Annotated in this window: 11 protein-coding genes and 1 riboswitch; of the genes, 2 read left to right on the forward strand and 9 right to left on the reverse strand. The window is 72.5% G+C overall.

Annotation, left to right across the window (positions count from 1 at the left end; all coding sequences use genetic code 11):
- Window positions 1–23 precede the first annotated feature (23 nt).
- Entirely contained in the window at window positions 24–1,202 is a 1,179-nt protein-coding gene (locus ACFWVC_RS25515) for an acyl-CoA dehydrogenase family protein (protein WP_384290523.1), read from the reverse strand.
- Between the two features lie 348 nt (window positions 1,203–1,550).
- Here ACFWVC_RS25515 and ACFWVC_RS25520 point away from each other — a divergent pair, with 348 nt between their 5' ends.
- On the forward strand, window positions 1,551–1,988 hold the full coding sequence (locus ACFWVC_RS25520) for a hypothetical protein (RefSeq protein WP_384290525.1): 438 nt from the start codon (window positions 1,551–1,553) through the stop codon (window positions 1,986–1,988).
- Between the two features lie 102 nt (window positions 1,989–2,090).
- On the opposite strand, the gene ACFWVC_RS25525 is transcribed toward ACFWVC_RS25520, so the two are convergent.
- The 5 genes from ACFWVC_RS25525 to ACFWVC_RS25545 all read right to left on the reverse strand — a co-directional run bounded on the left by ACFWVC_RS25525 (window position 2,091) and on the right by ACFWVC_RS25545 (window position 5,849).
- A complete protein-coding gene (locus ACFWVC_RS25525; protein WP_360910506.1) occupies window positions 2,091–2,465 on the reverse strand; it encodes a hypothetical protein in 375 nt (124 codons plus the stop codon).
- A gap of 116 nt (window positions 2,466–2,581) precedes the next feature.
- Complete coding sequence (locus ACFWVC_RS25530) at window positions 2,582–2,974, reverse strand: roadblock/LC7 domain-containing protein (protein WP_384290528.1); 393 nt, start codon at window positions 2,972–2,974, stop codon at window positions 2,582–2,584.
- 80 nt (window positions 2,975–3,054) lie between these two features.
- Complete coding sequence (locus ACFWVC_RS25535; RefSeq protein WP_384290530.1) at window positions 3,055–3,987, reverse strand: transcriptional regulator; 933 nt, start codon at window positions 3,985–3,987, stop codon at window positions 3,055–3,057.
- Window positions 3,984–4,367 carry a hypothetical protein gene (locus ACFWVC_RS25540; RefSeq protein WP_319658271.1) on the reverse strand — a complete coding sequence of 128 codons (384 nt, stop codon included), beginning with the start codon at window positions 4,365–4,367 and terminating at the stop codon, window positions 3,984–3,986. The genes ACFWVC_RS25535 and ACFWVC_RS25540 overlap by 4 nt, the downstream gene beginning before the upstream one ends.
- 135 nt (window positions 4,368–4,502) lie before the next feature.
- Window positions 4,503–5,849, reverse strand: a complete 1,347-nt coding sequence (locus ACFWVC_RS25545; protein ID WP_384290532.1) for a PLP-dependent aminotransferase family protein — start codon at window positions 5,847–5,849, stop codon at window positions 4,503–4,505.
- Between the two features lie 150 nt (window positions 5,850–5,999).
- Between ACFWVC_RS25545 and ACFWVC_RS25550 the strand changes: the two genes are divergently transcribed.
- Entirely contained in the window at window positions 6,000–6,869 is an 870-nt protein-coding gene (locus tag ACFWVC_RS25550; RefSeq protein WP_384290535.1) for an alpha/beta fold hydrolase, read from the forward strand.
- A gap of 90 nt (window positions 6,870–6,959) precedes the next feature.
- Here the strand turns inward: ACFWVC_RS25550 and ACFWVC_RS25555 are convergent, their stop codons facing one another.
- The 3 genes from ACFWVC_RS25555 to ACFWVC_RS25565 form a co-directional block, all read right to left on the reverse strand.
- On the reverse strand, window positions 6,960–9,116 hold the full coding sequence (locus ACFWVC_RS25555) for a putative bifunctional diguanylate cyclase/phosphodiesterase (protein ID WP_384290538.1): 2,157 nt from the start codon (window positions 9,114–9,116) through the stop codon (window positions 6,960–6,962).
- On the reverse strand, window positions 9,113–9,928 hold the full coding sequence (locus tag ACFWVC_RS25560) for an SAM-dependent methyltransferase (RefSeq protein WP_384290540.1): 816 nt from the start codon (window positions 9,926–9,928) through the stop codon (window positions 9,113–9,115). The genes ACFWVC_RS25555 and ACFWVC_RS25560 overlap by 4 nt, the downstream gene beginning before the upstream one ends.
- 204 nt (window positions 9,929–10,132) lie before the next feature.
- Window positions 10,133–11,281 (reverse strand): transglycosylase family protein, encoded by a 1,149-nt coding sequence (locus tag ACFWVC_RS25565; RefSeq protein WP_384290542.1) that lies wholly within the window; start codon window positions 11,279–11,281, stop codon window positions 10,133–10,135.
- A 4-nt stretch (window positions 11,282–11,285) separates the two neighbouring features.
- A riboswitch (cyclic di-AMP (ydaO/yuaA leader) is annotated at window positions 11,286–11,495 on the reverse strand.
- Between the last annotated feature and the right edge of the window lie 328 nt (window positions 11,496–11,823).

Consider the following 11,823-nt stretch of genomic DNA (forward strand, 5'->3'; position numbering starts at 1 on the left):
ACCGGAGGATCACGCGGACCCGGCTACGGGGCCTTGCTCTCCGGCCCGGCGAGGCTGCGGGCGATGACCATCCGCTGGATCTGGTTGGTGCCCTCGACGATCTGCAGGACCTTGGCCTCGCGCATGTACCGCTCGACGGGGAAGTCGGCGGTGTAGCCGTAGCCGCCGAGCAGCTGCACCGCGTCCGTGGTCACCTGCATCGCGGCGTCGGTGCAGAACAGCTTGGCCATGGCGGCCTGCCGGGAGAACGGCCGCCCGGCATCGCGCAGCCGTGCCGCCGCGAGGTACAGCGCGCGGCCGGCCTCGATCCGCGTCGCCATGTCGGCGAGCATGAAGCGCAGGCCCTGGAAGTCGACCACGGGCCGGCCGAACTGCTGCCGGGTCATGCCGTACGCGAGGGCCTCGTCGAGTGCCGCCTGGGCGACGCCGATCGCACAGGCGGCGATGCCCAGGCGCCCGGAGTCCAGGGCGGCCAGCGCGATCGTGAAGCCCTGTCCCTCCTCGCCGATGCGGCGGGTGTCGGGGACGGTGACCCCGTCCAGGTGAAGCTGGGCGGTGGGCGAGCCCTTCATGCCCATCTTCTTCTCCGGCGGCGCCGCCGACAGGCCCTCGGCGTCCCCCGGGACGAGGTAGGCGGTGATGCCGCGCGGGCCGTCGACGCCGCTGCGGGCGAGCACGGTGTAGAAGTCGGCGACGCCGCCGTGCGTGATCCACGCCTTCGTGCCCTCGATGCGCCACCCTTCGTCCACCCGGGTGGCCCGGGTGCGCAGCGAGGCGGCGTCGGAACCCGAGGCCGGCTCGGACAGGCCGTAGGCACCCAGCAGCGAGCCCTCCAGCATCGCGGGCAGGTACTCGGCGCGCTGCTCCTTGGCGCCGTAGTGGGCGACCGCGTGGCAGGCCAGGGTGTGCACGCTGACACCGAGGCCGACGGTGAGCCGGGCCGCGGCCAGTTCCTCCAGTACCTGCAGATACACCTCGTACGGCTGGCCTCCGCCGCCGTACTCCTCCGGGTAGGGCAGGCCGAGCAGGCCGGCCTCGCCGATCAGGCGGAAGGTGTCGCGCGGGAAGATCCCCGCGTCCTCTTCCCCGGCCGCCTTGGGCTTGATCTCCCGCTGGGCCAGCTCACGCACGAGCGTGAGCAGGTGGCGGGCCTCCTCGGTGGGTAGTTGGCGTTCCACCGGCTGGGGGCCGTCGTGGGTCATGGCGGCGCTCTCCTCCCTGTCGGGCGCGGCGGCGGCGTCCGCCCAGGATGTGGCGGCGCTACCGGTATACGTACCCTCCGCCCATGGTCTCCCGCCGGGTCACGGCATGGTCCGACCTGCGGCTTCGGCGCGATGGAGTATGCCCGATCGGAGGTGTCGGCGTCACGGGTCGCCGGGCCCCGTGAGCGGGAGCGGCGGATTTTGTCATATCGCATGCCGACCGGACGTCACTTTCGCAAGGCCGTACGGGTTCCGCGCGGGTCCGGGATACCGTCTGCGGGCGCGCGGTGCGCGTGGACGGCCGTGCGATCCGTGCGGCCTCCGAAGACCTGGGGAAGGGTGATGCGGGTGTCCGTGATCCGTACGTGGGGTCCGCGGGCGGCCGCCGCCGTGGCGGTGGCGCTGCTGGGGACGGCCTGTGGCGGCCAGGACTCCGGGGCATCGGGCGGCCCGGTGGCGCTGGAACGGATCGGCCGGGCGATCGGCTGCACCCCGCAGGTGCAGACCGATGTGGACGAGCTGCGCCAGGGGGCGTGCTCGACGGAGCGCGGGGCGTACGTGATGGTGACCTTCGCCAGTGCCGCGGGGCAGAAGTCCTGGCTGGAGGAGGCGCAGCCGTACGGCGGCTCGTACCTGGTGGGCGAGCGCTGGGTGGTCGAGGCCGACCCCGACGCCTTGGAGCCGGTCCGCAAGGAGCTCGGCGGCAGGGTCGAGGAGGGGCAGCACCACGCGGGGCACCACCCCGCTTCGGCTCCTTCCGCCTCGACCGCCTCGGCGAACGGCTGATCCGCTCCCCCGACCCCCGCATGGGACCGGCCCGGCACACGTGGCGTCGCCGCCGTGTGTGCCGGGCCGTCGCCGGCCGCGGGTGCACGGGTCCCGGCGGGGTCAGATCTCCAGGTCGGACTCGATGCGCTTGAGCTGGTGGCGGGCCATCGCCAGGTTCGCGCGGTCCTTGTCCAGCGCGACGTAGAGGAAGAGCCCCTTGCCCGAACGCCCGGTCAGCAGCCGGATCATGTGGGTCTGGGTGTTGAGCGTGATCAGGATGTCCTCGATGTGCTCCTTGAGGTTGAGCATCTCCATCGTGCGCATCTTGGCGCGGACCACGTCGGTGTTGCCGGCGGCCGCGACGGTCAGGTCGAGGTCCTTGGAACCGCCGAGCGTGCCCAGGGCCATGCCACTGCCGTAGTCCACGAGAGCGACGCCCAGGACGCCCTCGATCGACGTCATTACATCCTTCAGCGCGGTCTCGGTGTTGGCCATGACGGTCTCGCTTCCTTGTCGTTGAGTTCTGTTGCGTGATGAATGCCTGGGACCCGTGGCGGCTCGGCCGCGTCCGGTGCCCGGCGGCTTGTCGGCTGGTGAAGGTGGTCGTACGGTCATTTCCGCTCCTGACGTTGGAGCGCGAGGTCGACGAGATCCTCGATCCGTCGACTGGATCGGCGGGCCTCCAGGTGCAGCCGCCCCACATTGGAGGCGGGGCCCGCGACGAGGGCGAGGGCCATCGCGCTGCCTGCCGCGTACGCCGCGACATAACCGCTCTCCCCCCGGACGATCAGCTCCCGGAAGGCGCCCCGCTCGGTCGCCTCGGTGATGCGCGCCGCCACGCCCAGCGCCGCCGCCGTGAGGGCGGCGACACCCTCCGGTTCCGGCCCGCTGAGGTCGTGCGCCACGACCAGGCCGTCGGCACTGGCGACGAGCCCGCCCGTCAGGTGCGGCACCCTCGTCCGCAGACTCCGGAGCTCGGCCAGCACATCGGCTTCGAGTGCCACGAGCTGTCTCCTTCCGGCGAGCTGCCGCAGAGCCTTCCTCCACGGTCGGTCGGCGGGCGCCGGGCGGGTCGGCAGGGCGCTCACAGGCGGGCCTCCAGGGCGGCACGTAGTCGGAGCAAGAGGGCGACGGAGGGATCGGCGGACGCCGGCGCCGCAGGCTGCGGCCCGTTGCCCACCGGGGGTGGGGCGGGTGTGGACGGCTCGCTCCGGGTGGACGGCTCACCCCGGGCCGCGGTGGTGATCCGGCCCCCGGCGGCAAGTCGCCGCACGTCCAGCAGCGTGGCGAAGGCGGAGCGGCCCAGGTGCCACGCGATCTGGACCGGGGTGCGGGAGCCGTCGGCCGCCGCGAGCACGGCCAGCTGGCCCCGGGTGGGGGCGCGGGCCCGGCCGCCGCGGAACTCCTCTCCGGGACGCGGGACGACGGGACCCGCGTCGGTGTCGTCCCACGGCCAGGCGCGCTCCAGCTGGGTGCGCCGGCGCTGTGCCTCCCGGGCGATCCGCTGCGCCGGGACCGGTCGGGCGATCGGGCCGAGCCGGGAGGTGGCGCCCGGCTGGAACCGGTCGGGCTCCGAGTCGGGCAGCAGGGTGAAGTACGCGGCGTCGAACAGCGCCAGCAGATGGCACAGTTCGAGTTCGCCGCGGGCCACCCGGCCGGTGTCCACCAGGTGCCGGCCCACGCCGCGGCCGATGTCCGCGGTGGTGACCGCCTCACGCCACTGGTCGGGAGTCAGCCGGCCGCAGGCCATCAGCCGCACCCCCAGGTCGGGTGCGCACGGGCTCTCGGCGTGCACGACGGCCCCGTCGCGCAGGTATACCGCGCCGGCCGACCCGTACAGCGCCCCGCTGGCCCCCGCGTCGGCGAGCCGGGCGAGCGCCGCGCCGAAGGCGTACGCCCCGAACCGGCCGGGGCCGCCGGCGACGGGTGCGGGAGCCGGGACGACCCCACGGGACGGCGTCCGGCGGGGCAGCGAACGCAGCGCGAGCGGAGGCCGCGCGGCCTCGGCCCCGGTCATACGAGCACCAGCCGGTCGGCGATGGACTGGAGCCCGATCCGGGCGACGGCCAGGTTGGCTATCGCCCGGTCCAGCCAGATGTACAGGATGACGTCGCTGTCGAAGGACGTGTCCAGGAAGCGGATCAGGTGATAGCTCCCCGGCGCGGTGATGATGATGTCCTCCACCGGTATGCGCCCCGGCTCCTTGGCCGTGAAGGTGGCGCCCTCCACGACCGCCCGGGCCGCCTCCGTGGTGTCCGCGGCCGCGGCCTCGTGGCCGTGCCCCGGTTCTTGCCCGACCGCCCCGAGGATCAGGCCGCTGCTCCAGTCGACCACGCTCGCCCCGAGCACGCCGGGTATGGCCAACGCCTCGGAAAGGCATTCGTCGATGCCGGGCACGCGCACCCCTTCGCCGCCACGTCTGGTATACGGAACAGCACGGAACGTTACTCAAGCCGTACGCGAATCAGGTGAGTTAAGGCATTTTCCATTGGCACGTGCGACGGACTCGCTAGGATTCCGAACCGCTTGCGCTCACTCGGCGGAATTGTCCTCCGGTGCCCCCTTGGCGATCACCGCGAGCGTGTCCAGCGCACGGCCCAGGACCTGCGGGGACGGGGAGGCGAGGCCGATCCGCACGGCGTGCGGGGCGCTGCCGCGCCCGGCGGCGAAGGCGGCGGCGGGGGTGACGGCGATGCCGTGCCGGGCGGCCGCGGCGACGAAGGTGTCGGCCCGCCACCGGCCGGGCAGCCGCCACCAGCAGAAGTAGGCGCGGGGGTCGGCGGAGACGGCGAAGCCGGCCAGTCGCTCCGCGGCCAGGCGCGCCCGGGCGGCCGCGTCGCGCCGCTTGGCCGTCACCACGGCGTCGAGCGTCCCGTCGCCGATCCAGCGCGTGGCGGCCTCCAGGGCGAAGCCCGTGGCGAGGCTGCCGGCGGAGCGCAGGGCGGCGGCCACCGGGGCGGCGAGTGCCTCGGGGACGAGGGCGAAGCCCGCGGTGAGCCCGGGGGCGAGCCGCTTGGAGAGGCTGTCGGCGAGGACCACCTGCCCTGGCGCGTACGCGACGAGCGGGGGCGGTGCGTCGGGGTGCAGGAAGGCCCAGACGGCGTCCTCCACCGCGTGCAGATCCAACCGGCCGAGTGTGCGGGCCAGTTCGGCACGGCGCTCGGCGGGCATGGTGACGCCGAGCGGGTTGTGCAGCGTGGGTTGCAGGTACAGGGCGTGCAGCGGGGCGCCGCTGTGGAGTTCGGCGAGCGCGTCGGGCCGGATGCCGTCCTCGTCGCACGGGACCGGGACGAGGCTGACCCCGAGCCGTGCCGCGACGGAGGCGATGACGGGGTACGTCAGCGGTTCGACGCCGAGCCGGCCGCCCGGCGGGACGAGCGCGGCGACGGCGGCGGCGATGGCCTGGCGGCCGTTCCCGGCGAACAGCAGCCGCCGTGGGTCCGGGCGCCACGCCGGGCCGGACAGCAGCGCGGCGACCGCCTCCCGGGCCGCGGGGGTGCCGTCGGCGGTGAGCGGGCGCAGGGCGGTGCCGAGGACGTCCGGTCGGAGCAGCGGGGCGAGTCCGGCGGCCAGCAGTTCCGGCTCCCCCTCCGTCACGGGGTAGTTGAGCTCCAGGTCGACGCTCTGCCGCGCGGGTTCGGCGAGCGCGGGGCCCGCCGCAGGCGCGGCGGCACGGACGAAGGTGCCGCGGCCCACCTCGCCGACGACCAGGCCGCGACGGGCGAGTTCGGCGTAGACGCGGATGGCCGTGGAGTTGGCGATGCCGTGCCGGCGCGCGAAGACGCGCTGCGGCGCGAGCCGGTCACCGGGCAGCAGCCGTCCCGCGGCGATGTCGGCCGCCACGGCGTCCGCGACCGTGCGGTAGTCCTCCTTCGGCATGTCCCCTCCAGAGCGAAGCCCACATTGCACCGAGAGCAAAGATCTTATTGCACCGAGCCGGAGAGCGCGCCTAGCATCACGATCAACACCCCCGCACTGTGGGGCATTTGCGGGAATCGGTGAGAAAACCGGCGAGAAGGGGGAACGGTCGTGGCGACCGCGCACGTCAACGGCATCACCGTCACGTACGAGGACGAGCGGGAGGACGAGGACGAGGCCGAGGACGGGGGCGGGCACGGGGGCAGGCACGGGGGCAGGCACGGGGCCGGCGCTCCGCTTCCGCTGCTGCTCGTCCACGGCCACCCCTTCGACCGCTCCATGTGGGCACCCCAGGTGGCCACGATCGCCCGGTCCGGGCGCCGGGTGATCGCCCCCGACCTGCGCGGCTACGGGGCGAGCGAGGTGGTCCCGGGAATCACTCCGCTCGGCACCTTCGCGCAGGACCTCGCCGCGCTGCTGGATCACCTGGGCGTCGCCCGGGTGGTACTCGGCGGGCTGTCGATGGGCGGCCAGATCGTGATGGAGTTCCAGCGGCGCTTCCCGGAACGGGTCGCCGCGCTCGTCCTCGCCGACACCTTCCCCGGCGCCGACACCAAGGACGGCAGGAAGGCCCGCGAGGCGATGGCCGAGCGCCTGCTCGCCGAGGGCATGGCGGGCTACGCCGACGAGGTGCTGGACCGGATGATCGCGCCGTACAACGTCACCGGTCGTCCCGAGGTGGCCGCCCATGTGCTGCGCATGATGCGCGGCACCTCGCCCGAGGGCGCCGCCGCCGCGCTGCGGGGCCGCGCCCTGCGCCCCGACTACGGCGCCGTGCTCGCCGCCGTCCGCGTGCCCACCCTGATCGTGGTCGGCCGGGACGACGTGTTCACCCCCGTCGCCGAGGCCGAGGCCATGCACCGCGCCGTGGCCGGATCGCGGCTGGCGGTCGTGGAGGGGGCCGGGCATCTGCCCAACCTGGAACGGTCCGAGGTCTTCGAGGGCGTACTGCGCGATTTTCTCGCCGGGTTGGACGAATAGGAGCGAATCAGCCCTGTCCCGCGTCGCGTTGCGACAGGAACGGCGCCGTCGGTGTCACGCCGGTCCGGTACCGCACCGGCGCGGGCCCGCTCAGGCCGTCGCGTCGACGAGCGAGAGCGAGTGGAGGCGATCGGGCGGGCCGGGCCTGGCGTAGTACCAGCCCTGGGCGGTGTCGCAGCCCAGGGCCCGAAGGTACTCCGCCTGGGTGCCGGTCTCGACGCCCTCGACGGTCACCGACAGGCCGAGCGTGTGGGCGAGGTCGACGACGACCTCCACGATCTTCACGTCGACCGGGTCCGCCGGGTGCTGCTGCATGCCGCGGGTGAAGGAGCGGTCCAGCTTCAGCGTGGTGATCGGCAGCCGGCGCAGCGACGCCAGGTTGGAGTAGCCGGTGCCGAAGTCGTCCAGCGCGATGGCCATGCCCAGGTCGGCGAACTCACGCAGCGGGCGCAGCAGTTCCTCGTCGGCGCCGATGAAGGCGCTCTCGGTGACCTCCAGGCACAGGGCGGTCGGCTCCAGGCCCGCTTCCTTGATGACGGCGAGGGTCTCCGGGACCAGGCCGCGGTGGCTCAGCTGCGCCGGGGACAGGTTGACGTTGATGCGCAGCGGGTGGCCGTCGCTGCGCGGGAACTGCCAGTCACGGGCCTGCCATGCGGCCTGCTGGAGCACCCAGTGGCCGAGCGGCACGATCAGCCCGGTGCTCTCCGCCAGCGCGATGAACCGGTCGGGACCGAGCACCCCGTGCACCGGGTGGCACCAGCGCACCAGCGCCTCCGCGCCGCGCACGCTGCCGTCGGCGAGCCGGACCAGCGGCTGGTACTCGATGAAGAACTCACCGCGCTCCAGGGCGATGGGCAGTTGGTTGGTGAGCCCGTGCCGGGTGATGGCGCGGGCGTCGGAGTCGGGGTCGGCGAGCTCGAAGCGGTTCCCGCCGGCGGCCTTGGCGCGGTACATGGTGATGTCGGCGCTGCGCAGCACCTCGGCCGGGCCGAGCTTGCCGGCCTGGCCCTCCACGATGCCGATGCTGCACCGCACGGCCAGTTCGCGGTCGTCGACACGGATGGGGTCGGCGAGCGCGGCGAGGATGAGGTCGGCGAGGCCCGTGACGTCCGCGCGGCTCGCCGGGTTGACGACCAGCGCGGCGAACTCGTCGCCGCCGATCCGGGCGACGAGCTGGTCGGCCGAGGTGACGCAGGCCTTCAGCCGCTCGGCGACGGCGACCAGCAGCCGGTCGCCGACCGCGTGGCCGAGGCTGTCGTTGACGTCCTTGAAACCGTCCAGATCGAGGTAGCAGACCCCGACGCGGGAACCCTCCGGGCCGCCGAGTACCTGCTCCAGGCGCTCGAAGAACAGATTCCGGTTGGCCAGCCCGGTGAGCGCGTCGTGCGTGGCCTCGTACCGCAGGCGCTCACTGAGCAGGCGCTCCTCGGTGATGTCCTCCATCAGCGCCAGCATGTACTGCGGGACGCCCGCGTGGTCGCGGAGCAGGGAGACCGTCAGATTGGTCCACAGCACGGTGCCGTCGGGGCGGTAGTACGCCTTCTCCACGCTGTAGCGGTCGCGTTCGCCCCGGTTGAGCCCGCGCTGCATCTCCCAGACCTCGGGGGCGTCCTCCGGGTGCACCCAGTCGTAGACGTTCCTGCTGAGGATGCGGCGTTCCAGGCCGCCGAACATGGCGGTGAGGGCGTCGTTAACGTCGAGGATGCGGCCTTCCATGTCGGCGATGCCGATGCCTATGGAGGCGCCCTGGAAGATGGCGCGGAACCGCACCTCGCTCTCGTGCAGCGCCTGTTCGACGGCGGTACGGGCGGCGAGCGCGGCCCGGGACAGGGCCTCCTGCTCGGTCCTGGTCCGTTCCCGCAGCGCGCCCGCGTAGCCGTAGGCGATCCAGTGCTGCAGCCGGGCGGAGCGGGTACGGCCCTCGTCGGCGGGCAGGGCCGGGTCCAGCGGGGAGTACAGCAGCAGGTAGGCGTCCACGACGCCGAGGATGCGGGGCAGCGCCTCGGGGTCCGTGCAGTGCGCGGCCACCAGCGCCGAGCCGATCTCCGCGCCGGCGCGCGCGTCGAAGGGCTGGGCGTGCAGGGCCGCCTCCAGCCGCGCGGCGAGCGGGAGCAGGTACTCCTCGAACTCGCCGCGGGTCATGGACGTGGCGGTGGCCGGGTAGATCGCCCGGCTCCAGATGATCGCGAAGCGCCGCAGGCTGTCGGCGGGCTCCGGCTCCGGGCCGGGTTCCGTGGTCACGGTCACGCCTTACGGCCGACGCCCGCGAACCCGCTGAAGACGACCGGGTCGAGTTCGTCGTCGTCCGAGCCGTCCGGCCGCCACAGGGGCGCCGAGACCAGGCCTGGTTCGACGAGTTCGAAGCCGTCGAAGAACGCCTCCACCGCGTGCCGCGAGCGCATGATCAGCGGCGAGCTGGCGCTGCGGTAGACGTTCTGCACCCGCTCGCCCTCCTCGGGCCGGCGCGGCCCGCCCTCCACGGAGGCGTGGGTGAGGACCAGCAGGCTGCCCGGCGCGAGCGCGTCGCGCAGTTCGGCGACGGCCTTGGCGGGGTCGTCGGCGTCCTCGATGAAGTGCAGCACGGCCACCAGCAACAGGGCCACCGGGCGGTCGAGGTCCAGCAGCCGGCCGGTCTCCTCGCTGTTGAGGATGTCGCGCGGGGAGCGCAGGTCGGCGGCGACGATCACGGCGTCCTCGTTGCCGTCCAGCACGGCGCGGCTGTGGGCGACCGCGACCGGGTCGTGGTCGACGTACACCACGCGGGCGCCGGGGCTCGCGGCCTGGGCGACCTCGTGGACGTTGCCGAAGGTGGGGATGCCGGAGCCGATGTCGAGGAACTGGGTGACGCCCTCGTCCACCGCGAAGCGCACGGCCCTGCGCATGAAGGCCCGGTTGGCCTGCATGATCTTGGGCAGACCCGGGAAGGCCTCGATCGCCCGCCGTCCCGCCTCCCGGTCGACCTCGAAGTTGTGCGAGCCGCCCAGGTAGTAGTCATAGATGCGGGACACGCTCGGCACGGACAGGTCGATGCCTTGGGGGGCCCAGGCAGGACGCTCCATCAACGGCTCCAGCTCGTCGGGATCAGGGCGGCCGGCCGTGCGGACGGCCGTGTGGCTCAGAGGCTACTGATCGTTCGTTCGAGAGGAAACCTGAAATGGAAATATTCGATCCGTTTCGGTCACTCGCCAACGGCAAGTGCCCTGCCCCCCGCGGTGCGGGGAACAGGGCACATACTGCCGCCGGATGACGGGGCGTCAGGTCTTTCAGATGCTGACGCCGTGCGCGCGCAGGTAGGCGAGCGGGTCGATGTCGGAGCCGAACGACGCGGTGGTGCGCACCTCGAAGTGCAGGTGCGGGCCGGTGACGTTGCCGGTGGCGCCCGAGAGGCCCAGCTGCTGACCCTCGGAGACGGTCTGGCCGGCCGAGACCGACAGCGAGGACATGTGCGCGTACTGCGAGTACCTGCCGTCGGCGTGCTTGACGACGACCTGGTTGCCGTACGAGCCGCCCCAGCCGGCGGAGACCACGGTGCCGGCGGCGATCGACTTCACCTTGGTGCCGGTGGAGGCGATGAAGTCGACACCGGTGTGGTAGCCCTTCGACCACATGGACCCGGCCTGGTGGTAGGGGGTGCCCAGCGTGACGTGGTCCAGCGGGGCGGTGTAGCCGGAGGTGGAGGCGGGCTTGGCCGGGGCGGGCGTGCTCGTGGCGGGCTTGGCCGGGGTCGTGACAGCGGCCTTGCCGCCCAGCGCCAGAACCTGGCCCGGGTAGATCAGGTTGGGGTTGCCGCCGATGACGGCCTTGTTGGTGTCGTACAGCGCGCGCCAGCCGCCGGTCACGTCCTGGGTGTCCGCGATCGTGGAGAGGGTGTCGCCGCCGACGACCTTGTACTGGTCGCCGGTGCCCGGCTTGGGGGCGGAGTCGGTGGGCTTGCCGGCCTCGGTGCCGTTCCCGGGGGTGGTGGGCTTGGGGGTGGCGGGCTTCGGGGTGGTGGTGCCCGCGACGCTCTCCGGGGTGGCCGAGGTGTCGGCCATCGCCTTGGTCAGACCGGCCCGGGGGCCGCACACCGGCCAGGCCTGCGGGCCCTGGACGGCCAGGACCTTCTCGGCCACGGCGATCTGCTCGGCCTTGGTGGCGAGGTCCGCACGCGCGGCGTACTTGGTGCCGCCGAAGCCGGCCCAGGTGCTCTGGGTGAACTGCAGCCCGCCGTAGAAACCGTTACCGGTGTTGATGGCCCAGTTGTTGGTGCTCTCGCAGCTGGCGACCTTGTCCCAGACGCTCACCGGAGCGGCGTGGGCGCCGGTGGCGCCGACGACCGGAAGGGCAATGGCGGCACTCGTGGTGCCGGCGAATGCGCCGATGCGGACGAAACGGCTGGTCCGCTGACGACGGTGCTTTCCCTTTGCGGGCATGGGGAATTCCTCTCCGACGCCTACGAGGTGAGCTGTCGGGTTCGGGCTGGAGATGCCCGGCCGCGTTGAGGCATGCCAACTAAAGGCACGTCGCTGCGACTTCACCCCAAGCCGTCCCGTGACACGGAACGGCGCTTACCTGGGTCCCCCGCTCCTGCCGTGCGGTCTCGTCATCCGGCTTACGAGTGGCGGCAGGATTAGGCGTTCCACTCGGAAGAATTCCCGCCGGCATCCGGCCTGCGGGACTTGGAAGCTAAACGACGCAATCGCACCCCGGCAAGGTCCGAAATCACAGCAATCGCCGACCGGCAAGTCGATCAATGAATTCTGTGACTTTACGTGAGAAGTGTCCGCTCTGTGTAGGCGAAATGATGACCCCGGGCGAAGGGCCGTGCACATGTGGTGAATATGGGGAACTTAAATCGACGCTCGGTCGCTCAAACCTGCCGCAGCGTGTTCATCGCGTGACACCCATCACGTGCCTATTGCCTACGCATGCACTGTGGATACATATGTCCGCTTACGACCTTCGATGCCGGATA

The sequence above is a fragment of the Streptomyces sp. NPDC058691 genome, assembly GCF_042714775.1.
Lineage (GTDB): Bacteria > Actinomycetota > Actinomycetes > Streptomycetales > Streptomycetaceae > Actinacidiphila.